The sequence below is a fragment of the Ramlibacter sp. P4_H7 genome (genome assembly GCF_056400765.1).
Genome location: NZ_JBFUKP010000003.1, coordinates 63,779 through 87,516, shown reverse-complemented (window position 1 = coordinate 87,516; position 23,738 = coordinate 63,779). Strand labels below are relative to the sequence as shown.

The following is a 23,738-nucleotide window of genomic DNA, read 5'->3' as shown; positions in this document are numbered from 1 at the left end:
TGGCGTGGGCGGCGGCCGTGCCGTCAGCGGGCGTACTCGAACGCGGGCATGGACTTGATCGCCTGGCGGGTGGCGCCTGGCAGCACCAGGTTGTCGCCGGACACCTGGAACAGGCCCACGGGAACCGCGACGTCGTGCCTGCGCACGCCGAGGAACCCGCCGGCACCCAGGATGGCATAGGAAATGGACGCGTCGGGGGTGACGATCACGTCGTCGATGCGGCCCACCGCTTCGCCGTTCTCGTTGAAGACCTGACGGCCGAGGATCTGCTTTTTCGCGCTGTAGCCGTTGGCGACCTCGCGCACTTCCATGATGCCCATGCCCACCAGCGTCGAGCCGGCGACCTGCGCGTGGGCCGTCGCCGCTCCGGTCATCAGTGTCAGCGCCGCGAGCGTGCATGCAATCGTGTTCTTCATGTGGATTCTCCTGGTGAAATGGAAAGGGGAAGTGTTCCCAGCGCGGCGATCTTCGCTGCGCGGGACGCGGTGTCCGGATGCGGCGCCGGGTCGGCGCGGTTGGAGCTGCGCAGGCGCGTGATGACCTGCTGCACGCGATCGACGGGAACGGCCACCGCCAGTCCCTGGGAGCCATCGGCCCCCGGGACGGAGCCCACGGTGACGCCCAGCAGCCGGCCGGAGCCGTCCACCAGCGCGCCGCCCAGGCTGCCGGAGTGCAGCATCGCGTCGGTCTGGATGAAGGTGGCCGGCGCGCCGTCGCGCAGTTGCCCCGGGCCGATGGCACTGACGATGCCTTGCGTGGCCGTGAAGCCCTGGCCCAGCGCGTCGCCCACCGCCAGCACGGTATCGCCGACCGCGGACGTGGCCAGGTCGCCTAGGGCGATCGGCTGCACAGCGGCACTCTCGATCTGGAGCACCGCGAGGGCCGAGTCGGGGTCCGACCCGATCAGCCGCGCGCCGACCAGCGTGCCGTCGGGCAGCGCGACGCGCAATGCACCGGGGTGGCCCGCCAGCGCGCTGGTCGTCACGATCGTTCCGCGGGCATCGATCACCACGCCGGAGCCGAGTGCGACGTTCAATGATCCGGGCCTGTCCGGGCCGGCGGAATAGACGGTCACCACCGAGGCGCGGGCGCGCGCGGCGGCCGTCCGCAGGTTGACGCCCGGCACCTGGGGCTCTGCGTGACGCGCCTCCATGCGCGACGTCGCCAGGGCGCCGGGACCCTTGCCGCGCAGCTGCCACGCCGCCCCGGCGTAACCGACGGCCGCCGCCGCCGCGAGGCTCAGCAGCAGTGTCCCTGTGCGCTTGACGTCGTGCTTCAACATGGGCGCAGCCTAAGCGGCGCGCGCGTTGAAGTCGTGGACGATCCGTCGGCTTTCGGTCCGGATTCGGTGCGCTTGCCTCCTGAGCAAAAAGCCACCGAAACGAGACCGCAACGAGACGACGGCGTGCGGACGCAAGCCTACCTTCCGGGGTTGCAGAGACCAGCCGCACGAGGAGCCCATGAACCTGTCCGAACCCCAAGCAGCGCGCCGGCTCGCGCGCAGCGCATGGGCCTGCGCGCTGGGCCTGCTGCTGGCAGCGTGTTCCACGGTGCGTCCCTGGATCAACCCGCAGATTCCGCCGGATGCGCCCGTGCAGCCGATGGTCAGGACGGTCGCGACCACCGACACCCAAGCCAGGGAGAGGCCGGTGATCGCGGCACTCACGCTCTCCGGTGGCGGGGCGCGCGCGGCGGCCTTCGGGCTGGGCGTGCTGCAGGAGCTCAAGGCCACCCGGTTCGATACGCAAGCGGGCGAGACCACCCTGCTGGACGAAGTCGGCCTGGTGAGCGGCGTCTCCGGCGGCAGCATCCTCGCGGCCTACTACGCGGCCTTCGGCGACGACGTGTTCACGAACTTCGAGAGCGACTTCCTGCTGGTGAATTTCCAGACGGGGCTGGTCCACCAGATCATGTCGCCGCGCTCGACGTACCGGCTCACGTCGCCCTGGTGGGGCCGCACGGACATCCTCGCCGAGCGGCTCGAGACCGTCTTCCGCGGCAAGACCTTCGGTGACCTGCGCCACCGCCGACCCTGGCCGCGCCTGCTGGTCACCGCCACCGACCTCACGACCGGCGTTCCCTTCGAGTTCACGCCGGAGCAGTTCGCGCTGATCTGCTCGGACCTGGACGCCGTGCCGCTGTCGTTCGCCGTGGCGGCATCGTCCGCGGTGCCCGTCCTGCTGAGCCCCGTGACCGTGCGCAACTATGCCGGGACCTGCACGCAGGCGCAGGACGTGGAAACGGCGATGCCGTCCGAGCGAAACCTGTCGGCGCGCGTGCTGTACCGGATCGCCGAGAGCTACCGGAATGCGCAGGAGCGTCCCTACATCCACCTGGTGGACGGCGGCATCGTCGACAACCTGGGCGTGCGCAGCCTGGTGGACCACACGATCGCCAGCGGCTCGCTGCTCGCCAGTTTCCGCAGCCTGCCGCCGGGCTCGGTGCACAAGGTCGTGCTGGTGACCGTGAACTCCGAGCGCGGCATCGTCACGGACATCGACGCGACCGACCACGTGCCCAACATCCCGCAGGTTCTGAACACCCTGGTCTTCGGGGCCGGCTCCCGGTTCAGCGAGGAGACCACGGAGATGGTGAAGGATGCCGCCCAGCGGATCGCGGGCGAACTGCGCGAAGCACGAGGCCGCGGCAGCAGCCCCTTCGCAGCCGACGCGGAACTCTATCTCGTCAACGTCAGCCTGCACGACCTGAAGGACGAGCGCATGCGCAAGGTGCTGATGGACGTGCCCACCGCCTTCGAGATCCTGCCCGCGCACGCCCGCGACCTGGAGGCCGCGGGCCGCCAGGCCTTGCGGGACCACCCGGAGTTCCAGCGGCTGCGGCGCAGCCTGGGCACGCCGGCCATGGCCACGGGGTCCGCGTCCGACGACGCGACGGATTCGCCATGACGCCGCTGTCGCCGGCCAGCCTGCAGGTCTACTGGACCGGCACTTTCCTCGCGGCCAACGCCTTCATCGGGCTGAACCTGCTGGGGGCGCTGCTGCTGGGGATGCTGGTCGGCTACGAGCGCTCGTTCAACGGCCGTGCCGCCGGCATGCGCACCTATGGCCTGGTGTGCATGGCGTCCACGGCCCTGACGATCTTCGTGGGGTACGCACCGCTCTGGTACGGCGGCGCGGCCACGCACGTCACACCGGACGCGACGCGCGTCGTGGGGGGCGTCGTCACGGGCGTGGGCTTCGTCTGCGCGGGCGTCATCGTCAAGGACGGCCTCAACGTGAGCGGGCTGACCACGGCCGCCTCCATCTGGGCGGCGTCGGCCGTCGGCGTGCTGCTGGGCGTCGGCCTGTACGGTGCGGCGCTGGTGCTGGCCGTGCTGTGCGTGCTGTCGATGTCGCTGGTCCACGAGGTGGAGCGCAAGCTGCCCGGCCGCGCCGTGTTCGACGTGTCGCTGTGCTTTCGCCGCGATGCGGCGCCGGCGCTGGAGCAACTGGGCGCGGTGGCGTTGACGCACGGCTACCGCCTCGTGCACGAAAGCTTCAGCATCAGCTACGCGGACAACGAACCCGTCTGGCGCTTCTGCGTGATCGCACTCGACCGCTCGCGCTCCACCTCGCCGGCACGCCTGGCCCAGGACCTTTCCCAATCCCACGAAGTGCTGCGTTTCAGCATCGTCCCCTTGAAGAACTGACCCCACCAACCCAACCCATGACGCACATCCCTTCCCCCTCCGGCATCCGCATCGCCATCGCCGACGACGACATGTTCGTCCGCGCGGGCATGCGGCGCTACCTTTCCTCCTTCCCCGATTTCCATTTCGCGGGAGAAGCCGCCAGTGCCCTGGAGGCGCTGGAGCTGGTGAAGGTGCGGCCCGTCGACGTCCTGCTGCTCGACGCGAACATGCCGGGAACGAGCGGGATCGAGGTCCTGCCGCACTTGCGCCGCTCCGCACCAGGCGTGCAGGTGGTCGTGCTCTCGGCCGATCCGGCCTCCAGGGCGGCCCCTGCCGCCCTGCGCGCCGGCGCGTGCGCCTACCTGGAGAAGCCGGTGAACCCGGAACGCATCAACCAGGCCATCCGGTCCGCGGCCGCAGCGAGGACCGACGGAGCCCACGGCGCTGCCGCCAAGGGAGAACAGCAATGAACGCTTCTTCAACACAGTCGCCTGTCGCCCACGAGCAGTACGAACGCCTGCTGGCGCGCGCCCGGATGCTCGCGCCCGTCGCCACCGCCGTCGCGCATCCGTGCGACGCATCCTCGCTCACCGGCGCCGTCGATGGCGCCAGGACGGGACTGATCGCGCCCATCCTGGTGGGCCCGCAAGCGCGCATCCGCGCCGTCGCGCAGCAGGCCGGCCTGGACATCTCCGGCTTCGAGCTCGTCGACACGCCCCACAGCCATGCTTCGGCAGTCGCGGCCGTGCGGCTGGTGACGGAAGGGCGGGCCGAGTGCCTGATGAAGGGCAGCCTGCACACCGACGAACTGATGTCCGCGGTGGTCTCGCGCGAAGCCGGACTGCGCACGGCGCGCCGCATCAGCCACTGCTTCGTCATGGACGTGCCCGCCTACGACACGCCGCTGGTCGTCTCGGACGCCGCCGTCAACATCGCGCCGACCCTGGAGGAAAAGACCGACATCGTCCAGAACGCGATCGACCTCGTGCACGCGCTGGGGGGCGTCGAGGCCCGGGTGGCAATCCTGTCGGCGATGGAAACCGTCAATCCCAAGGTGCAGTCGACGATCGAGGCGGCGGCGCTGTGCAAGATGGCCGACCGCGGCCAGATCACGGGCGGCATCCTCGACGGACCGCTCGCGCTGGACAACGCGATCAACCTGCAGGCCGCGCAGATCAAGAAGATCGACTCGCCGGTGGCGGGCCGCGCCAACGTGCTGATCGTTCCGGACCTGGAGGCCGGCAACATGCTGGCCAAGAGCCTGACCTTCCTGGCCGGGGCGGATGCCGCCGGCATCGTGCTGGGCGCCCGAGTGCCCGTGATCCTGACCAGCCGCGCCGACTCCGTGACGACACGGCTGGCTTCCTGCGCCGTCGCTTCGCTGGTCGTCCATGCCCGGCGCGCCGCGCTGAAGGACGGGGCGGCATGACCGACGCCATCGCCGTCCTCAATGCGGGCTCGTCCAGCCTCAAGTTTTCCCTGTTCCGGCTGCGCGCCGACGCGCTGGAGCTCGTGCTGCGCGGCCAGGTGGAAGGCCTCTCCACGCGGCCGCACTTCGTCGCCCGCGATGCGGCGGGCGAGCTGCTGCAGGAGCGCTGCTGGCCCGAGGGCATGCAGCTCGGGCACGCCGGTGCCCTGGACCATCTCGTTCCCTTCCTGGAGGAACACCTGCGCGGCGACCGGCTGGTCGCCATCGGCCATCGCGTGGTGCACGGCGGCATGCAGTTCACGCAGCCGGTGCGCGTCACGCGGCAGGTGCTGCAGGAGCTGCGCGCCTTCGAGCCGCTGGCACCGCAGCACCAGCCGCACAACCTCTCGCCCATCGACATCGTGCTGGAGCGGCTGCCGCAGCTGCCGCAGGTCGCCTGCTTCGACACCTCGTTCCACCGCAGCAACCCGGAAGTGGCCCAGATGTTCGCCCTGCCTGCGCAGCTGCATGCGCAAGGCGTGCGCCGCTACGGCTTCCACGGCCTGTCCTACGAGTACATCGCCTCGGTGCTGCCGCAGGTGGACCCGCTCGCGGCGCAGGGCCGCACCATCGTGCTGCACCTGGGCAACGGCTCCAGCATGTGCGCGCTGGCGCAGGGGCGCAGCGTCGCCAGCACCATGGGCTTCACCGCCCTCGACGGCCTGCCCATGGGCACGCGCTGCGGAGCGCTCGACGCGGGCGTCGTGCTGTACCTCCTGGCGCAGCGCGGCATGGACCTGCGCGCCGTCGAGCGGCTGCTGTACCAGCAGTCCGGGCTGCTGGGCGTGTCGGGCATCTCCAGCGACATGCGCACCCTGCTGGCGAGCGACGAGCCGAGCGCTCGCCTCGCCATCGACCTGTTCGTCTACCGGATCGCCCGCGAACTCGGCGCGCTCGCCGCGGTCCTCGGCGGGCTCGACGCGCTGGTGTTCACCGCCGGCATCGGCGAGCACGCGGCTTTCGTGCGCCAGCGCGTGTGCGAGGCCGCGCAGTGGCTGGGCGTCGAGCTCGCCGCAGCGGCGAACGCGAACCACGACCAGCGCATCAGCGCCCCGCGCAGCCGGGTCTCGGCATGGGTCCTGCCCACCAACGAGGAACTGATGATCGCCCGCCACACGCGGGCACTGGCCACGTGCTGAGTGCGTGGCCCGAACCCCGACCGAACGAAGACCTTTCGCTGAGGACTTCGCAGAGGCCGACCGCTATCTTGGCTTCACCGAAAAGGACCAAGCGATGAATGACAACGCAAGAAAGTCGACCGCGAGCCAGGAGCTCGCTATCCGGGGCGCGCAGGTGCTGCAGACCCGCACGCGGGCGAACCTGGAGCAGTTCACGCAGCGCGTGCAGCGCGTGTGGCAGGAACAGCTCGCCGGCGGGCAGGCTTCCGCGGCGCGGCCGTGGGACATCGCGGCGGGTGCCGCGCAGTACCTGGTCGACAGCGCGCAGCGCAGCGTCCTGTTCTGGGACACGCTGCGCCAGCGCGGCAACAACTTCCTCGAGCACGAGCGCCAGGGCCTGCCGCCGGTGCTGCACTTCGAGCACGAAGTGATCCTGGACGGGCGCACGCTGGAGCGTCCGGTCAACTACGCCCTGCTGCGCATCGTCCCGCCCGCGGGCGTGCAGGTGGACGCCGGGCGCCGTCCCTACGTGATCATGGATCCGCGTGGCGGCCATGGCCCCGGCATCGGCGGCATGAAGGACGACTCCCAGGTCGGCGTGGCGCTGCGCGCGGGCCACCCGGTGTACTTCGTCACGTTCTCGCCGACGCCCGAACCGGGCCAGACGCTGGTGGACGTGTGCACCGCGGAAATCGAGTTCGTGAGGCACGTGCGCTCGCTGCATCCCGATGCCCCCAAGCCCGCTGTCGTCGGCAACTGCCAGGCGGGCTGGGCCGCCATGATGATGGCCGCTGCGAGCCCCGACGACACCGGCCCGATCGTGGTGGTGGGTGCCCCGATGTCGTACTGGGGTGGCGCGTGGCGCGAAGGGGAGGGCGACAACCCGATGCGCTATGCCGGCGGCCTGCTGGGCGGCACCTGGCTCGCATCGCTGACCTCCGACCTGGGCGCGGGCAAGTTCGACGGCGCGTGGCTGGTGCAGAACTTCGAGAACCTGAATCCGGCCAACACGTTCTGGGACAAGTACTACCACGTGTTCGCCAACATCGACAGCGAGACCGACCGCTTCCTCGAATTCGAGCGCTGGTGGGGCGGCTACTTCCTGTTGAACGGCGAGGAGATCGAGTGGATCACCCAGAACCTGTTCGTGGGCAACCGGCTCTGGTCGGGAACGGCCGGGGCGGGCGAGGGCGGCGCGTTCGACCTGCGCGAGGTCAAGGTGCCGATCGTGCTGTTTGCCTCGCTGGGCGACAACATCACGCCGCCGCAGCAGGCCTTCAACTGGGTGGCGGACGTCTACGGCAGCACCGAGGAGATCAAGGCCCGCGGGCAGGTGATCGTCGGCCTGATGCACGAGCAGGTCGGCCACCTGGGAATCTTCGTGTCCGGCAAGGTGGCCCAGAAGGAATACACGCAGATCTTCTCGGTCCTGCAGTCGATCGAGGCGCTGGCGCCCGGCCTGTACGGCATGGAGATCAGCGAACCGAAGGAAGGTGCTGGCAAGGCGGCCTACGAGGTCCGCTTCGTGGAACTGCGGCTGGAAGATGTCGCATCGCGCCTGAACCGCTTCGAGCGCGAGGACGAGCAGCCCTTCCAGGCGATGCGCGCCGTCTCGGAATTCAACCAGCGCGCCTACGAGCTGTTCGGGCGGCCGCTGGTCCAGGCCCTGGCCAATGAGGGCATGGCGAAGCTCTCGCGCACTTTCCATCCGCTGCGCCTGCAGCGCTGGCTGCTGTCGGACCTGAATCCTGCGCTGTGGTGGCTCGCGCCTGCGGCGCAGGCCGTGAAGGAGCAGCGACAGGCACTGCCACCGGAGGCGCCGGCACGCAAGCTGGAAGCCGGCCTGTCGGAGCTGGCCAGCGCCTGGCTCGATGGCTTGCGCGCGCTGCGCGACACGGCGGGCGAGGCCGCCTTCTTCCAGGTCTACGGCAACCTGCTCGCTTTCGCGGGCGGCGACGCGGACCAGGATGCGGCAGCGACGGCGCCCGCCGACCCGCGCGAGCTTCCGCTGGTGAAGCGGGTCCTCGCATCGGTCGCCCAAGGCGGCTACCCGGAAGCCCTGGCCCGGGTCGCCTTCCTGCTGGCGCACAAGGACGAGCCGCTGCCGCTGTCGCGCCTGCAGCTCGCGCACGAGATGCTGGTGGAGTACCGGGATCTGCTGCCGGACCTGCCGCCGCAGGAGGTGCGCCGTATCGCCGGCGAGCAGGAAATCATTGCGCGCTTCGCGCCGCAGCAGGCCGTCGAGACGCTGCCGCTGCTGCTGGCGGGGGGCAAGGACCGCGAACGCCTGCTCAAGCTGCTGGACCGCGTGTTCGCCGACCGCCGCGTGCAGCGCATCCAGCCTTCGACGCAGCAAGCCGCGATGCTCGCGCGCATCCGCGCGCTGCTGCAGCCGGGTGCCAGCGCCCGCGTGGGCGGCAAGCTGCGAAAGATGGCGGCGCTGCCGGCGCCGTCGCGGGCCGCTTCGCGCCAGGGGAGACTGGCATGAACCTGCCGAACGACATCTACATGCAGGCCCGGTGGGCGATGAACCTGGAAGACCTCGACCGCGAGATCGCCCGGATGGCGATGGTCTGCCAGGTCAGGATCCTCGATGCTGGCGTGATCGTCCGCGTGCTCCACGACGATGCGTCCGTGTGCGCATGCCGCAACGAGCGTGCCTTCAAGAAGATGCGCGAGCTGCTCCTGGTGCATTTCGCCATCCTGCAGAAGGAAGCGGACGCGATCGGCCAGCGCGAGGCGGCAGGGGTCGAACAGTTCGTGGTCGAACGGCTGAAGAAGTCTTTTCCCCGGCTCGCCGAGCCCTGACTCGCCGCCCGGTCGCGGCTGGCTTCGGGTCGCACTTCGCTATGCTGCGGCAGATGGAACGCCCGAAGACCACCGCGCGCAAGGCCGGCTCGCCGACCCGCGCTGCGCGCGGAACGCAAGGCTTCGCTCCGAAGCCGACGGTGGATCTGGCCCTGTTCCGGTCGCCGGACAACTACCGGCGCTTCCGGCAGCTGATGGCCTCGCTGTTCCGCCTGCAGGCCCAGATCGCCTCTTCGCGCCGCAAGGTGGCGGAGCGCCTGGGCATGGGCCTGTCCCACCACCAGATCCTGACCGCGATCGCGGAGCAGCAGGGCGCGGACGGCGTGAGCGTGCGCGCCCTGGCCGAATACATGCGGGTGAGCGGCCCTTTCATCGCCGCGGAGAGCAAGGTGCTGGCCGAACGGGGACTGGTGAGCAAGGTCGACGATCCCGCGGACCGCCGGCGCAGCCTGCTGCGCCTGTCGAAGCAGGGCGAGCGGTGCGTGGACGAAGTCGCCGACCTGATCCGGCCGGTCAACAACCGGGCCTTCCGCTCGCTCGATGCGCGGCAGCTGACCCAGCTCGAGACCCTGCTGCCGCGCCTGCTGGAAGACGCCGAAGCGGCGGAGCGGCTGCTGGACGCGGGCTGACAGCCGAAGGGCGGTCAGCCGCCCGGTCCGCTTATTGCATAAGCTGCTTACCTTCTTGAATCGCGCGCACCAGCGTCGAGCGGCACCAGTGCGCCGGCTGCGCGCGCGGGAGCCGCAGCCGGCAAGCGCCAATTCTTCTTGGGACGAGGACCACCATGCAAAAGAAACTTCAGGACGGCGCGTCGGGACGCCGCTTCACCATCGGCGCGCGCCTGACGGCTGCGTTCGGGATGCTGACCTTCATGCTCGCCGTCATGTGCGCGGTCGGCCTCTGGCGCCTGGCGCAACTGCACGAGCGGACCGATGACCTGGTCGGCGTGAACCTGCGGCTCGAGCGGCTGATCGGCGAATGGGTCGCGCAGACGCGCATCAACCTGCTGCGCCGGCAGGTGATCGCCCAGACGGACGATCCTGCGCTGGAGCAGGCGCTGGCGCCGGAAGTCGAAAGCACCACCCGGCGCATCGATGAACTCCATGAGGCGATCGAGAAGGTGATCGACGCCGCCGAAGCGCGCGCACTGCTCAAGACGATCGAGGAGAAGCGCCAGGCTTACCTCGGCTTGCGGCGGGCGATGGCCGAGGCGAAGAAGGCCGGCAACCACGATGCGGCGCAGGGCCTTCTGCGCGACCAGATGATTCCCGCCCAGCAGGCCTACGTCGCGGCCCTCGAGGCCTTGCGCGCGTACTACGCAGCGGACTCCGCGCGCGATGCCCAGTCCGCTGCCGACAACGCGCGCGACGGCCGGCTGGTCCTGCTGCTTTGCTGCGGCCTGGGCGTGCTGCTGGCGGCCGTTTCGTCGTGGCTCATCACCACGTCGATCACCCGGCCGGTGCGCAGGGCGGTGGCCATGGCCCGGCGCGTGGCGGACGGCGACCTGACGGTCACCGTGGCCGCGCGCGGCAGCGACGAGATGGCGCAGCTGCTCCGGGCGCTGGGCGACATGGCATCGCGCCTGCGTGCCCTGGTGAGCGAGGTCGCGCAGGGCGCCGGCACCGTCGCCGAGACCAGCCACCAGATTGCCCAGGGCAACGCCGACCTGTCGCAAAGAACCGAGGAACAGGCCAGCACGCTGGAGGAGACGGCCGCTTCGATGGAGGAACTCACGGCCACGGTGGCCCGCAACGCGGAGAACGCGCGCCTGGCCAAGGAACTGGCCGTCGTCGCCGCCGCAGTGGCTTCGGAGGGAGGCACGGCCATGGGCGAGGTCGTCGCAACCATGGGTGGCATTTCGGCATCGTCCAACCGGATCGCCGAGATCATCGGGGTGATCGACGGGATCGCCTTCCAGACCAACATCCTCGCGCTCAATGCGGCGGTCGAGGCGGCCCGGGCGGGCGAGCAGGGCCGCGGATTCGCCGTCGTGGCGTCGGAAGTGCGCAGCCTCGCCCAGCGCAGCGCGCAGGCGGCCAAGGAGATCAAGGCGCTGATCGGCGAATCCGTGGCGCAGGTCGAGGCCGGCACGGGCCAGGTCGATGTCGCGGGGCGAAAGATGCAGGACATCGTCGGCGCGGCCGGCCGAGTGAGCGCCCTCATCGCGGAGATCGCCGCGGCGAGCCAGGAGCAAAGCAGCGGCATCGAACAGATCAACGTGGCCGTCACCCAGATGGACCAGGTCGTCCAGCAGAATGCCTCCCTGGTGGAGGAGGCCGCGGCGGCCACGGAATCCCTGAAGAGCGAGGCCGGCACCTTGCAGGAGCTCGTGAGCCGCTTCCGGCTGGGGGACGCGCGTCCCGCAACTGCGGCGGCCACGACGATGGCGCCCATCCGGTTCAAGGCCGCCCCTCGCGAGCATGACCGCCTGCTGGTCACCGCGTCGGGCCCCGGCGCGCCGGGTGAGTGGCGCCAGTTCTAGCAGGACGACGCGCTTCGGACCGAAAGGCGACGCAGCGTTGACGACTTCGCGGCCCGCCGCGAATAAGGTGCGTGCATGTCCAACGCACACCCGATCGTCCTTCCCCGCGCGGCCTGGCGCACCGCAGCCCTGGCGGCTTGCGCGGTCCTGCTCGCCGGTTGCGCCAGCACACCGGCGGCCGACCCGCGCGACCCCCTGGAAGGTTTCAACCGGGGCGTCAACTCGGCCAACCGCGAAGTCGACCAGGCCCTGTTCAAGCCGGTGGCCAAGGCGTACGAACGGACATTGCCCCGCCCGGTCCGCACCGGCGTGACCAACTTCTTCGCGAACCTCGGCGATCCCTGGTCGGCGGTGAACAGCCTGCTGCAGATGAAACCGGGGGATGCCGCGCAGAACGGCATGCGGTTCGCCGTCAACACCTTCTTCGGGCTCGGCGGCATCCTGGACATCGCCACCGAGGCGCGGATCGAGCGGCACAAGGAGGATTTCGGCGCGACGCTCGCCCATTGGGGCGTCCCGGCAGGCCCCTACGTCGTGCTGCCGCTGCTGGGGCCCTCGACACTGCGCGATGCGGCCGCACTCCCGGTCGACTGGCTGGGCAACCCGCTGCGCGAGGTGGCGCCCGTGGCCGATCGCAATGCCCTGGCCGCCGCGCAGGCCGTGGACGTGCGGGACAGGCTGCTGCCCCTGGATCCGGTGCTGGATGGGGCGATGGACCGCTACACGTTCATGCGCGATGCCTACCTGCAGCACAGGAACGCGCAGGTCGGTCGAGACGGGAGTGACGGCAAGGATGAGCCGCCCGGCGAGGCGGCATCGGGCGTGAACGCGGCTTCCATCGAAACGTCGCGGTAGCCGTCGGGGCAGTGGTCCTGGGAACCAGGGCTCGGCATCCCGCCAGTGCAAGTGCGGGCAACTTGACCTTGCTTGCGGCCGGCGCGCCCGAGGCCCATCTGCTCGGTCACCATGCTCCTGCCGGTTCCCACATTGACCATCGCGAGCATGGCATCGGGGTCGATCCCGGCCCTTGCCCCCATGACGAAACCTTCGCAGGCGGTGACCAGGTTCGTGGCCAGGAGCACCGGATTCAAAGACCGAGGAAGCCGCCGAGTTGCGGGTCGGACGCCAGGCTTTGCGCGGGACCGGCCAGGACGACCTGCCCCTTCTGCAGGACGACGGCGCGGTCGCAGTGCGTCAGCACCTTGCGATAGTCGCGATCCACGATGAGCGTGGCGATCCCATCGGCGCGAATCTGCGCGATCACACGCCAGATCGCCGCCACGATCAGCGGCGCCAGTCCCTCCGTTGCTTCATCCAGGATGACCAGATCGGGCTGGGTCATGAGCGCGCGGCCGATGGAGAGCATCTGCTGTTCGCCGCCCGACAGCTGCCCGCCCAGATGCGCCAGGCGCTCGGCCAGCCGCGGAAAGGTCTCCATCACCCGGCCATAGCTCCAGCCACGACGATCTCCTGCCGCCGCCGGTTTGGCGGCCATCAGCAGGTTTTCCTTCACCGACAGGTTGGGGAACACGCCGCGGCCCTCGGGGACGTAGGCGACGCCGCAGCGCGCGACCTCGTGCGGCCGCGCGCGGCTCATGTCATGGCCGGCGAGCACGATCTGCCCCTCCCGCTGCGCGACATGGCCCAGCAAGGTCCGGATCAAGGTGCTCTTTCCCATCCCGTTGCGCCCCAGCAGGCCGACGGTTTCGCCGCGTGCGATGTCCACGCTGATGCCATGCAGCACATGGCTGCTTCCATACCAGGCGTGGAGGTCACGCGCCTGGAGGATCAGGTCCTGGTCCTTCATCTTCAATGTCCCCCAAGGTAGGCGGCCTGCACTTCCCGATTCGCGCGGACGCCCTGCGGGGTATCGGACGCGAGGACCGAGCCGTTGACCATCACGGTGATCCGGTCGGCGATGCGGAACACCGCGTCCATGTCGTGCTCCACGAGCAGGATGGCGTGGTCCTGCCGCAGGTCCGCCAGCAAGGCCAGCATGCGTTCGGTTTCCTCGGCGCCCATGCCTGCCAGGGGTTCATCGAGCAGCAGCACCTGCGGTGCCGTGGCCAGGCACATGGCGATCTCCAGCTGCCGCTTCTGGCCGTGACTCAGCAGGCCCGCGGGGCGGTCGAGCACCGCCGAGAGTCCGACGCGCGCGGCGACTTCACGGGCCGCGGGCGCGCTGACTGCGCAGGCGCTGGCCGCCTCCCACAGGCGCCACGGACGCGGCGCACGCGCCTGCGCGGCCAGCCGGCAGTTCTCGAGCACCGTGAAGGTCGGATAGATGGTGTTGCGCTGGTAGCTGCGCCCCAGGCCGGCGCGGGCGCGGCGTGGTTGCGCCCAGCTTGTCACGTCCTGCCCGAGAAGTTCCACCGCCCCGTCCGAGGCGGACAGTTCACCGGACAGGATATTGACCAGGGTCGATTTCCCCGCCCCGTTGGTGCCGATCACCGCATGCACGGAGCCCCGTTCGAGGTCCAGGGAGACCTTGTCGAGGGCGACGAGTCCACCCCAGCGGCGCGTGATGTCGCGCCCACGCAAGAGGACACGGTCGTTCATGCGCGGACCTCCTGCGCCACCGGTGACGGGATTGCGATGCGCGGGGAACGGCCGGCGAGGCGGCCGCGCCACTGAGCCGGCAGGCCGACCAGGCCGCGCGGCAGCAGCGCGACGCAGGCGATGATGGCCAGCCCCATGCCCAGCAGCCAGTGCCTGGCGAATGCGCCGAAGATGGCTTCGCTGCGGAACGCCTCCTGCAGCAGCGCATAGGCGAAGGCGCCGAGCAAGGCACCGCGCAAGTGGCCGATGCCGCCCAGGATGATCATCACCAGCACCGCGCCGGACATGTGCCAGCTCATGAGCTCGGGATTCACCAGGCCGTCCTTCACGGCGAACAGGAAGCCGGCCACGCCCGCAACACCCCCGGAAATGGTGAAGGCCGCCAGCTTGTACGGGTAGGTCGAAAAGCCGGTGGCCCGCATGCGTTGTTCGTTCACCCGGATGCCGGCGAGTGCCCGGCCGAAGCGCGAACGGGAGAGCAGCGCGAGGAAGCCGAAGACCAGCACCAGCATGGCCAGCGTGAACTGGTAGAAAGCGACCGGCTGGTCGAGCTCCAGCAGCTTGCCCAGCGCGGGCTTGAAGTTGAGGTAGATGCCATCGGTGCCGCCACCGACGGGCGTGTCGTGCACCACGTAGTACGCCATCTGCGCGAAGGCCAGCGTGACCATGATGAAGTACACGCCCTGCGTGCGCAGGCTCAGGGCGCCGACGGCGAGTGCGTAGGCGGCGGCCAGGAGAGCCGCTGCGGGCAACAGCCAGAGCAACTGACCCGGTCCGTTGGCCGGCGACAGCAGCACCGCCGCGTAAGCGCCGATGCCGAAGAAGGCGGCCTGGCCGAAGCACACCAGGCCCGCGCCGCCCACCAGCAGTTCGAGGCTCAGGGCGAAGATCGCGTAGATCATGATCTTGCTGACCAGTTCGACGCCGAAGTTGCCGGCCACCAGTGGATACGCCGCCAGCTCGGCGAATGCGGCCAGCACGAACGCCGCCTTGGAAGAAATCGAGGGTGTCATCGCGGTTTGTTTCCTAGCCGGCCTTGAAGAGGCCCTGCGGCTTCCAGATCAGGATGAGCGCCATCAGGACGTACACCAGCACGCCCGCGGCGGCAGGCAGGACGACCTTGCCGAAGGTGTCGACGAAGCCGATGAGGAGCGCAGCGAACAGGGCGCCGCGGATCGAACCGATGCCGCCGATGACCACGACCACGAAGCAGATGATCAGGACCTGGCCGCCCATGCCGGGATACACGCTGCTCACCGGCGCGGCCACCATGCCCGCGAGCGCCGCGATGGCGACGCCGGCGGCGAACACGATGCGGTAGAGGAACTGGATGTCGATGCCCAGGCTCTGCACCATCTCGCGGTTGGTGCTGCCGGCGCGGATCATCATGCCCAGGCGCGTGCGCGTGAACACGAAATACATGCCGGCAGCCAGCGCGATGCAGACCCCCGAGATGAACAGCCGGTACACGGGGTAGGACATGAGGTCGCCGAGCGGCAGCAGGCCGGACAGGACGTCGGGCGGCTTAACGCCATGCACTTCATCGCCGACCAGCAGGCTGCGGCCTTCCTCGAACACGAGGATCAGCCCGTACGTCATCAGCACCTGCTGCAGGTGGTCGCGCTCGTACAGGTAGCTGTAGAACGCCCACTCCAGCACATACCCCAGGACGATCGCCAGCACGGTACCTGCCGCCAGCGTGGCAAAGAAGCCGCCGCCGAAGGTCGACGCCACGAGGGGCGAGAGGGCGAATGCCATGTAGGCACCCACCATGTAGAAGCTGCCGTGCGCCAGGTTGATCACGCCCATGATCCCGAAGATCAGGGTCAGTCCGCTGGCGACCAGGAACAGCAGCAGCCCGTACTGAACCGAGTTCAGGCACTGGACGAGGAAAGTGGCGAGATCCATGGGGAGGCGGATTGCGTGGCGACGCGTGCAGGGAGGGGCGGCGACGGGCGCTTACTGCATCCGGCAGCCGCGGCCCGGATCGGCGAGCGCCCTGGAGGCGACGCTGACGTACCTGTTCTCCTTGCCACCGACCTGCCGCAGATAGATGTCCTGCACCGGGTTGTGGCTGGCGGAAATGGTGAAGGGGCCGCGCGGGCTGTCGATCCTGGCGTTGCGCACGGCCGCCGCGAACTCCGCCTTCCTGCTCACGTCGCCCTTCACGGCATTCAGGCCCACCGCAAGCATCTGTGCCGCGTCGTAGCCCTGCACGGCGTACACGTCCGGCTGCAGCTTGTAGGCCTTGGCATAGGCCAGGCGGAAGGTGCTGTCTCGCGGCGTGTTGAGGCTGTCCGCGTAGTGCAGCGTCGTGAACATGCCGGTGGCCGCGTCGCCCTGGGCTTCGAGGGTGCCGTCGGTGAGGAAGCCCGCACCGTACAGCGGGATCTTGTCCTTCAGGCCGGCGGCAGCGTAGTCCTTCACGAACTTCACGGCACCGCCGCCCGCGAAGAAGGTGTAGACCGCATCGGGCTTCGCTGCCGCGATCTCGGTGAGCAGCGCCTGGAATTCCACGTTGGGGAAAGGCAGGGACAGTTCCTTGACCACCTTGCCGCCGCCCTTCTCGAAGGCTTCCTTGAAGCCGCCCACGCTCTCGTCGCCGGCGGCGTACTTCCAGGTGATCGTCACGACCTTCTTGAGGCCGCGCCTGGCCATCACCTCGCCCATCGCATACCCGGGTTGCCAGTTGCTGAAGCTGGAGCGGAAGATGGTCGGTCCGCACATGGGACCCGTGACCGCGTCCGCGCCCGCATTGGGCACGATCAGCAGGGTCTTGTTGTCCCTGGCCACCTTGGCCATCGCCATCGCGACGCCGCTGTGCACGGTGCCCACCAGCACGTCGACGTTGTCGCGCTTGACCAGCTTGCTGGCGTTGTCCACGGCCTTGGAAGGATCGCTCTCGTCGTCGACCTTGAAGAACTCGACCTCGCGGCCGGCGAGCTTGCCGCCCTGTTCGGACACGTACAGGCGAAAGCCGTTCTCGATGGCGGAGCCCAGCGACGCGAAGGTGCCGGTGGCCGGCAGCATGAGGCCGACCTTCAGCTTTCCGGCGGGCTGAGCGGTGGCGGCCGCGGCGCCGTATGCGAGAGCGCCGGCCAGGGTGAGGTGGGTGAATTTCATCGTTGTCTCCAGTTTGTTCGGGTCGAAAGCAAGGGGTCGGTGGCGTCACGCCGCCAGCGTCGACTGCACGGCGGACTCGCGCTCGCGCAGGCGGAAGCGCTGGATCTTTCCGGTGGCGGTCTTCGGCAGTTCGCCCAGGAACTCGATGAAGCGTGGGTACTTGTAGGGTGCGAGGCGATCCTTCACGAAGACCTTCAGCTCGTCTTCGGTTGCGCTGCAGCCGTTCTTCAGGACGACGAACGCCTTGGTCTTCACGAGCCCTTCGGCGTCTTCCTTGCCGATCACCGCGGCTTCCAGCACCGCCGGGTGCTGCACCAGGGTCGCCTCGACCTCGAACGGGCTGACGTAGATGCCGCTGACCTTCAGCATGTCGTCGCTGCGGCCGGCGTAGGTGTAGGTGCCGTCGCTGTTGCGCACGTACTTGTCGCCGCTCTTGGTCCAGCCGCCCTGGAAGGTGTCGCGCGTCTTCTGCCGGTTGCCCCAATAGAGCATGGCCGCGCTCGGCCCCTGGATGTAGAGGTCGCCCGCCTCGCCGTCGGGCACGGTCTGGCCCTCCTCGCCGCGCAGTTCGACCTCGTAACCCGGCACCGGCCAGCCGGTCGTGCCGTAACGCACCCGGCCCGGCCGGTTGGACAGGAAGATGTGCAGCATTTCCGTCGAACCGATGCCGTCCACGATGTCCACGCCGAAGTGGGATCGAAAGCGCTCTCCCAGCTCCGCCGGCAGCGCCTCGCCTGCGGAGGAAACGAGCCGCAGCGACACTTGCGCGTGCGTCGGCAGCAGCGGCGAAGCCAGCATGCCGGCGAAGCCGGTGGGAGCGCCATAGAACACCGTGGGGCGCACGCCGCCCACGCCACCGGTCAGGCGGCGGAACGTTGCCTCCGGCGTGGGACGTTCCGCCATCAGCAGGGTGGTGGCGCCCGCCGCCAGCGGGAAGGTGAGGGCGTTGCCCAGTCCGTACGCGAAGAACAGCTTGGCGGCGGAGAAGCACACGTCGTCGCTGCGCAGCTGGAGAATGGCTTTGCCGTACAGCTCGCACGTCCAGTACGGGTTGGCATGCGAGTGGACCGTTCCCTTGGGGCGGCCGGTGGAGCCCGAGGAGTACAGCCAGAAAGCCGGATCGTCGGCGCCCGTGCGTGCGCACCGCGCCAGGGGGGTGGCGGCGTTCAGGAAGGCCTCGAACTCCACCTCGGCCGGGTGCAGCGGTGCCACCGGCCTGGAGACGATCACTTTCGCCACCTCGTGGTCGCTGCGGGTCATGGCCGCCGTGATGGCCGGCAACAGCGCGCCCGACACCAGCACGGCCTGCGCGCGCGAGTGCTCCAGCATGTAGGCGTAGTCGTCGGCGGTGAGCAGCGTGTTGACGGCCACCGGGACGACGCCGGCATAGATGGCGCCGAGGAAGGCGACCGGCCAGTCGTTGCAGTCGTGCATGACCAGCAGCACGCGCTCCTCGCGTCGCAGTCCCAGCCCGCGCACGCCGGCGGCGAACCGGCGCACGCGCTCGTCCAGTCCGCCATAGGAGAGGGTGCCCAGATCGTCGATGAAGGCGGCCTTGTCATGCCGTGCGGCATTGGCGGCGAGCAGGTGCTGGGCGAAGTTGAAGACTTCGGGCGGCGGCGGGACGGTGGTGGGCAGCATCTCGGTTCTCAGTTCAGGTGGGACAGGACGGCAGTGGCGGCCTGCACGGCCGCGCGCCGGTGGTAGAAGTTCAGGGCGCGCAGTCCGCCCAGTTCCTCGCCGCCGCCGGCACGGCCGGGTCCGCCGTGCAGCGACTGCGGCATCACGTTGCCGTGGCCCGTGTGGAGTGCCGCCACCTCGGGCGAGATGACGTGGACGCGGCCATGGCTGTCGGCCAGTTCGAGGGCGGCGGCGCCCAGTGCGGTCGCGTCGCTGCCGTACAGCGAAGCGACGAGCGAACCCTGCCCGCGGCGCACGAGCGCGAGGCCCTGCGCCGTGTCCCGGTAGGGCATCAAGGTGGCGACCGGGCCGAACACCTCCAGGTCGTGCACCTGTGCGCTCGCCTCGGGGTCCCGTGCGCCGAGCAGCGTCGGGCCGACACAGCACGCGATCGCAGGATCCGCATCGACCAGCGCGTGGGTCGCTCCGTCGTGCAGGACCTCGGTGTGCTGCTTCAGCTCCGCGAGACCGGCTTGCACGGCGGACAGCTGCGCTCGGCTCACGAGGGCGCCCATGCGCACGGTGTCGTTGCGCGGATTGCCCACGGTGGTCTTCGCCAGGCGAGCAGCGATCGATTGGGCCGCCTGCGCGTACAGCGCCTCCGGCACGAAGATGCGCCGGATCGCCGTGCACTTCTGGCCCGACTTCTGCGTCATCTCGCGCGCCACTTCCTTCGCAAGCAGCTCGAAGGCCTCGCTTCCCGCGGACTCGCCGGGCAGCAGCAAGGCACTGTTGATGCTGTCCGCCTCGATGTTCACGCGTACCGAGCCACGGGCGATCGCCGGGTGGGACCGGATGATGGCCGCCGTATCCGCGGAACCCGTGAAGGAGACGACGTCGAAGGGCGCGAGCTGGTCCAGCAGGCCGGCGGAAGAGCCGCACACCACGGACAGTGCGCCGGGCGGCAGGATGCCGGCTTCGTTCACGTCGTGCACCATGCGCTGGGTGAGCCAGGCCGTCGCGGTGGCGGGCTTCACGATCACCGGGACACCGGACAACAAGGCCGGACCGGCCTTTTCCCACAAGCCCCAGCTGGGGAAGTTGAAGGCGTTGATGAACAGCGCCACGCCGCGCGTGGGCACCTGCACGTGCTGCGACCGGAAGGCGCCGCCCTTGGCGAGGCCGGCCGATTCGCCATCCAGCAGGTGACGACGATCTCCAAGGCTCTCGCCAAGCTTTGCGTAGGTGCCCAGCGTGTAGATGCCGCCGTCGACGTCCACCGCGGTGTCGTTCTTCACGGTGCCGCTGTTGGCCGTCGAAATTTCGTAGTAGCGATCGCGGTTGGCCTGCAGCACCTTGACGATGGCATCCAGCAGCCTGGCGCGTTGTGCGTAGGGCAGGGCCCGCAGGGCGGCGCCTCCCTCGTTGCGCGCGTAGGCGAAGCCGGCGGCCAGGTCGAGCCCGCTGGCATCCACGCGGGCGATTTCGTTGCCGAGCACGGGGTCGATCAGGGCCGTGCCGTGGCCGCTGCCGGCCTGGGCACGACCGGCCAGATGGTTCAGGAGGAGTTCGCTCATGGCTTGCCCCGCGTCAGCGGGTGAACTGGATGGCGCCCTGCGGCAGCAGGTAGAGCACCAGGGCGCGGCCGTGCGTGACCGTGGGGCGGTGGCCGCTGCCCGGCGGGCAGACCACCCAGCCCGCGGGTTGGCCGTCGAAGCGGGCATCGCCCTCGATCGGCATGACCAGGTCGACCTCGCCCTCGGGATGCACGTGGTGCGGTCCCGCGATGTCCTTCATGTCGACGACGTCGACGGAGAAGCCGTGCAGGTCCGCCTCGGGCTTGAAGATGCGGCCGTAGCGGATGCCGCCGGCCTCCCGGTTGCAAAGCCAGCCGGCGGCGACTCCGGCCTGGCAACTGTCCTTCAGGCGCTGGTACAGCGGACTGCCGGAGCCGACATTGGCGTTGAGCCAATCCTGCAGCTCGGCGTCGAGGCGGCGGCCGGCGATCTGGCTGGTGACCTCGCCCAGCTGGGTGCGAAGGGTTTCCGGCGTCACCGCAGGAGAGGAACTGGCATTGGCGGGCATGGGGCAGGGGTCGTTGCGGTGTTGACGCGAATCAAGCTTGCGTTTGGGACTTGGATGCAATATCGTGCCTGTGCACTTTAGGAGCAGGTCCCATTTCATGTCAAGCACAATAATGCATGTTGCCGGGTTAACCCCGGGTGCCGAAGTGCAGGATGATTCCGGAGCGCCGCCCGTCGAGGATCGCGGAGCGGTTTCCGAAAAGCACCCCTTCCTGGTGCGGCTGGGCCAGCGCGTCCGGAGCCGGCGCAACGGCCGTGGCATGACGCGCAAGGAGCTCGCGGCGGCTGCCGGCGTGTCCGAACGGCATCTGGGAAACCTGGAGCTCGGGGTCGGAAACGCCTCCGTCCTGATCCTGCTGCAGGTGGCTTCGGCGCTGCAGTGCAGTCCCGCCGATCTGCTGCGGGATGACGATCGGTCCGTCGAGGGATCGCTGATCCGCGAGCTGCTCGAGTACCAGGACGAGTCGACGCTGCGCCGGGTGCGCGAAGCCATCCTGCCCATCGTCGATGCCTCCGGCGCGAACACGGGGCCGCGTCCCCATCGGATCGCCCTCATCGGTCTGCGCGGAGCCGGCAAGTCCACCCTGGGGCAGATGCTGGCGGAGGACCTGGGCTATCCCTTCCTGGAACTCAGCCGCGAAATCGAGAAGTTCGCCGGTTGCACCATCACCGAGATCCAGTCGCTGTACGGCCAGAACGCCTACCGCCGCTATGAAAGGCGCGCGGTCGAAGAGACGATCCAGATCTATCCCGAGGCGGTCATCGCGGTCCCCGGGGGATTGGTCGCGGAACCCGCGACCTACAACCTGGTGCTGTCGCATTGCACGACGGTCTGGCTCATGGCGCACCCGGAGGACCACATGCGCCGGGTGGCGGCCCAGGGCGACCTGCGGCCGATGGCGGGCAACAAGGAGGCCATGGACGACCTGAAAGGCATCCTGGCGAATCGCACGCCCTTCTATGCCAAGGCGGAGATGCACCTGGACACCAGTGCCCGGCCACTGGACGAATCCTTCCTGTCCTTGCGCAGGATGGTGACGAAAGCACTCCAGATCGAGGGTAAACACTAGGCATCAAAGTGCTTGAAGTTTCTGGGTGACATGCATTATGATGCGTTCAAGCCTGCGATGAAGCGCAGTTTAGTGCATCAGCCCCCTGGAGACTTTCTTGACCGCCACTGTCCACTCCACGTCCGCCCCGGTCGACTACCAGACCCATCCCAGCCAGTACCGGCACTGGAAGCTGAGTTTCGAAGGCCCGCTCGCCAAGCTGTCGGCCGACTTCGATGAGAACGGCGGGCTGCGTCCCGGCTACAAGCTCAAGCTCAACAGCTATGACCTGGGCGTCGACGTCGAACTGAACGATGCGGTCAACCGCATCCGCTTCGAGCATCCGGAGGTGCGCACGGTCATCGTCACCAGCGCCAAGGACAAGGTGTTCTGCTCCGGCGCCAACATCTTCATGCTGGGCGTCTCCAGCCACGCCTGGAAGGTCAACTTCTGCAAGTTCACCAACGAGACGCGCAACGGACTGGAAGACTCCTCGAAGTACAGCGGCCTGAAGTTCCTCGCTGCCGTGAACGGTGCCTGCGCCGGCGGCGGCTACGAACTGGCCCTCGCATGCGACGAGATCCTGCTCGTGGACGATCGCAACAGCGCGGTCAGCCTGCCGGAGGTGCCGCTGCTGGGCGTGCTGCCCGGCACCGGCGGCCTGACGCGCGTGACGGACAAGCGCCACGTGCGCCATGACCTGGCCGACATCTTCTGCACGACCGCCGAAGGCGTGCGCGGCCAGAAGGCCGTGGACTGGCGCCTCGTCGACGAGGCCGTGAAGCCCAACCAGTTCGCCGCCCGGGTGCAGGAGCGTGCCCTGGAACTTGCCGCCGCCAGCGATCGCCCTGCCGGCGCCAAGGGCGTGACTTTGATTCCTTTGCAGCGCACGATCGAGGCCGACGCGCTGCGCTACTCGCACGTGACCGTGGAGATCGACCGCGCACGCCGGGTCGCCACCTTCACGGTCAAGGCGCCTGCGGCCGCGGTGGAAAGCGACATCGCCGCCATCGAAGCGAAGGGCGCCGCCTGGTACCCGCTGCTGGTGGCGCGCGAACTGGAGGACGCGATCCTGTCCATGCGCACGAACGAACTGGACATCGGCACCTGGCTGCTGAAGACGGCAGGCAGCGCCGCGAACGTGCGCTCCATGGATGCCGCGCTGCTCGCGAACCAGCACCACTGGTTCGTGCGGGAGACCATCGGCCTGCTGCGCCGGACCTTCAGCCGGCTCGACGTTTCCAGCCGCAGCCTGTTCGCGCTGATCGAACCCGGCTCCTGCTTCGTGGGCAGCCTGCTCGAACTGGCGCTCGCCTGCGACCGCAGCTACCAGCTGGCGATCCCGTCCGACCCGAGCGCCGCGCCGAGCATCGAAGTGGGCGAGACCAACTTCGGCCTGTACCCGATGGCCACCGGCCAGAGCCGGCTGCAGCGTCGCTTCTACGAGGAGACGCCGGCGCTGGAAGCCGTGCGTGCCAGGGCGGGCCAGCCGCTCGATGCCGACGCGGCCTTCGCGCTGGGGCTGATCACGAGCAATCCCGATGACATCGACTGGCCCGACGAGACCCGGCTGGCCATCGAGGAGCGTGTCTCCATGAACCCCGATGCGCTGACCGGCATGGAAGCCAACCTGCGCTTCAACGGCCCCGAGACCATGTTCACCCGCATCTTCGGCCGCCTGACGGCCTGGCAGAACTGGATCTTCCAGCGCCCCAACGCCGTGGGCGACAAGGGTGCGCTCAAGGTGTACGGCAAGGGCGAGCGTGCCCAATTCGACTTCAACCGCGTCTGACCCG

Annotated in this window: 23 protein-coding genes; 12 read left to right on the top strand and 11 right to left on the bottom strand. The window is 69.1% G+C overall.

Annotation, left to right across the window (positions count from 1 at the left end; all coding sequences use genetic code 11):
• Positions 1-23: 23 nt before the first annotated feature.
• On the bottom strand, positions 24-416 hold the full coding sequence (locus AC1DSA_RS05620; RefSeq protein WP_477886924.1) for a PRC-barrel domain-containing protein: 393 nt from the start codon (positions 414-416) through the stop codon (positions 24-26).
• Positions 413-1,282: a S1C family serine protease gene (locus AC1DSA_RS05615; protein WP_477886922.1), complete on the bottom strand. Its 870-nt coding sequence runs from the start codon at positions 1,280-1,282 to the stop codon at positions 413-415. Before AC1DSA_RS05615 ends, AC1DSA_RS05620 begins: the two co-directional genes overlap by 4 nt.
• A 178-nt stretch (positions 1,283-1,460) precedes the next feature.
• Here AC1DSA_RS05615 and AC1DSA_RS05610 point away from each other — a divergent pair, with 178 nt between their 5' ends.
• The 10 genes from AC1DSA_RS05610 (at position 1,461) to AC1DSA_RS05565 (ending at position 12,362) form a co-directional block, all read left to right on the top strand.
• On the top strand, positions 1,461-2,906 hold the full coding sequence (locus AC1DSA_RS05610; RefSeq protein ID WP_477886920.1) for a patatin-like phospholipase family protein: 1,446 nt from the start codon (positions 1,461-1,463) through the stop codon (positions 2,904-2,906).
• Entirely contained in the window at positions 2,903-3,649 is a 747-nt protein-coding gene (locus tag AC1DSA_RS05605; RefSeq protein ID WP_477886918.1) for an MgtC/SapB family protein, read from the top strand. Before AC1DSA_RS05610 ends, AC1DSA_RS05605 begins: the two co-directional genes overlap by 4 nt.
• Before the next feature lie 17 nt (positions 3,650-3,666).
• Entirely contained in the window at positions 3,667-4,101 is a 435-nt protein-coding gene (locus tag AC1DSA_RS05600; RefSeq protein ID WP_477886916.1) for a response regulator, read from the top strand.
• On the top strand, positions 4,098-5,060 hold the full coding sequence (locus AC1DSA_RS05595; RefSeq protein WP_477886914.1) for a phosphate acetyltransferase: 963 nt from the start codon (positions 4,098-4,100) through the stop codon (positions 5,058-5,060). The genes AC1DSA_RS05600 and AC1DSA_RS05595 overlap by 4 nt, the downstream gene beginning before the upstream one ends.
• The gene (locus AC1DSA_RS05590; protein ID WP_477886912.1) at positions 5,057-6,238 is read left to right on the top strand and encodes an acetate/propionate family kinase; all 1,182 of its coding nucleotides are present in this window, start codon (positions 5,057-5,059) and stop codon (positions 6,236-6,238) included. The genes AC1DSA_RS05595 and AC1DSA_RS05590 overlap by 4 nt, the downstream gene beginning before the upstream one ends.
• Before the next feature lie 94 nt (positions 6,239-6,332).
• Positions 6,333-8,705 (top strand): DUF3141 domain-containing protein, encoded by a 2,373-nt coding sequence (locus AC1DSA_RS05585; protein WP_477886910.1) that lies wholly within the window; start codon positions 6,333-6,335, stop codon positions 8,703-8,705.
• Positions 8,702-9,025, top strand: a complete 324-nt coding sequence (locus AC1DSA_RS05580; RefSeq protein ID WP_477886908.1) for a hypothetical protein — start codon at positions 8,702-8,704, stop codon at positions 9,023-9,025. The genes AC1DSA_RS05585 and AC1DSA_RS05580 overlap by 4 nt, the downstream gene beginning before the upstream one ends.
• 53 nt (positions 9,026-9,078) lie before the next feature.
• Positions 9,079-9,654, top strand: a complete 576-nt coding sequence (locus AC1DSA_RS05575) for a MarR family winged helix-turn-helix transcriptional regulator (protein WP_477886906.1) — start codon at positions 9,079-9,081, stop codon at positions 9,652-9,654.
• 155 nt (positions 9,655-9,809) lie between these two features.
• Entirely contained in the window at positions 9,810-11,507 is a 1,698-nt protein-coding gene (locus tag AC1DSA_RS05570) for a methyl-accepting chemotaxis protein (RefSeq protein WP_477886904.1), read from the top strand.
• A 75-nt stretch (positions 11,508-11,582) separates the two neighbouring features.
• Complete coding sequence (locus AC1DSA_RS05565; protein WP_477886902.1) at positions 11,583-12,362, top strand: MlaA family lipoprotein; 780 nt, start codon at positions 11,583-11,585, stop codon at positions 12,360-12,362.
• Here AC1DSA_RS05565 and AC1DSA_RS05560 read toward each other — a convergent pair.
• The 9 genes from AC1DSA_RS05560 to AC1DSA_RS05520 are packed head-to-tail and all read right to left on the bottom strand — an operon-like array spanning position 12,248 to position 20,894.
• Positions 12,248-12,544: a hypothetical protein gene (locus tag AC1DSA_RS05560; protein WP_477887422.1), complete on the bottom strand. Its 297-nt coding sequence runs from the start codon at positions 12,542-12,544 to the stop codon at positions 12,248-12,250. The genes AC1DSA_RS05565 and AC1DSA_RS05560 overlap by 115 nt on opposite strands.
• A gap of 50 nt (positions 12,545-12,594) precedes the next feature.
• Positions 12,595-13,314, bottom strand: a complete 720-nt coding sequence (locus AC1DSA_RS05555; protein WP_477886900.1) for an ABC transporter ATP-binding protein — start codon at positions 13,312-13,314, stop codon at positions 12,595-12,597.
• Between the two features lie 2 nt (positions 13,315-13,316).
• On the bottom strand, positions 13,317-14,066 hold the full coding sequence (locus AC1DSA_RS05550) for an ABC transporter ATP-binding protein (RefSeq protein ID WP_477886898.1): 750 nt from the start codon (positions 14,064-14,066) through the stop codon (positions 13,317-13,319).
• Positions 14,063-15,079 (bottom strand): branched-chain amino acid ABC transporter permease, encoded by a 1,017-nt coding sequence (locus AC1DSA_RS05545; RefSeq protein ID WP_477886896.1) that lies wholly within the window; start codon positions 15,077-15,079, stop codon positions 14,063-14,065. Before AC1DSA_RS05545 ends, AC1DSA_RS05550 begins: the two co-directional genes overlap by 4 nt.
• Positions 15,080-15,092: 13 nt before the next feature.
• The gene (locus tag AC1DSA_RS05540) at positions 15,093-15,974 is read right to left on the bottom strand and encodes a branched-chain amino acid ABC transporter permease (protein ID WP_477886894.1); all 882 of its coding nucleotides are present in this window, start codon (positions 15,972-15,974) and stop codon (positions 15,093-15,095) included.
• A 51-nt stretch (positions 15,975-16,025) separates the two neighbouring features.
• Positions 16,026-17,189, bottom strand: coding sequence for an ABC transporter substrate-binding protein (locus AC1DSA_RS05535; RefSeq protein ID WP_477886892.1), 1,164 nt, complete (start codon positions 17,187-17,189; stop codon positions 16,026-16,028).
• Positions 17,190-17,234: 45 nt separating this feature from the next.
• A complete protein-coding gene (locus tag AC1DSA_RS05530; protein ID WP_477886890.1) occupies positions 17,235-18,830 on the bottom strand; it encodes a benzoate-CoA ligase family protein in 1,596 nt (531 codons plus the stop codon).
• A gap of 8 nt (positions 18,831-18,838) precedes the next feature.
• Entirely contained in the window at positions 18,839-20,386 is a 1,548-nt protein-coding gene (locus AC1DSA_RS05525; RefSeq protein WP_477886888.1) for a 3,4-dehydroadipyl-CoA semialdehyde dehydrogenase, read from the bottom strand.
• Positions 20,387-20,399: 13 nt separating this feature from the next.
• The gene (locus AC1DSA_RS05520; RefSeq protein WP_477886886.1) at positions 20,400-20,894 is read right to left on the bottom strand and encodes a 4-hydroxylaminobenzoate lyase; all 495 of its coding nucleotides are present in this window, start codon (positions 20,892-20,894) and stop codon (positions 20,400-20,402) included.
• Between the two features lie 97 nt (positions 20,895-20,991).
• Between AC1DSA_RS05520 and AC1DSA_RS05515 the strand changes: the two genes are divergently transcribed.
• Together AC1DSA_RS05515 and boxC are read left to right on the top strand one after the other, a co-directional pair.
• Positions 20,992-21,963 carry a helix-turn-helix transcriptional regulator gene (locus AC1DSA_RS05515; protein WP_477886884.1) on the top strand — a complete coding sequence of 324 codons (972 nt, stop codon included), beginning with the start codon at positions 20,992-20,994 and terminating at the stop codon, positions 21,961-21,963.
• A gap of 97 nt (positions 21,964-22,060) precedes the next feature.
• The gene (boxC, locus tag AC1DSA_RS05510; RefSeq protein ID WP_477886882.1) at positions 22,061-23,734 is read left to right on the top strand and encodes a 2,3-epoxybenzoyl-CoA dihydrolase; all 1,674 of its coding nucleotides are present in this window, start codon (positions 22,061-22,063) and stop codon (positions 23,732-23,734) included.
• Positions 23,735-23,738: the final 4 nt, after the last annotated feature.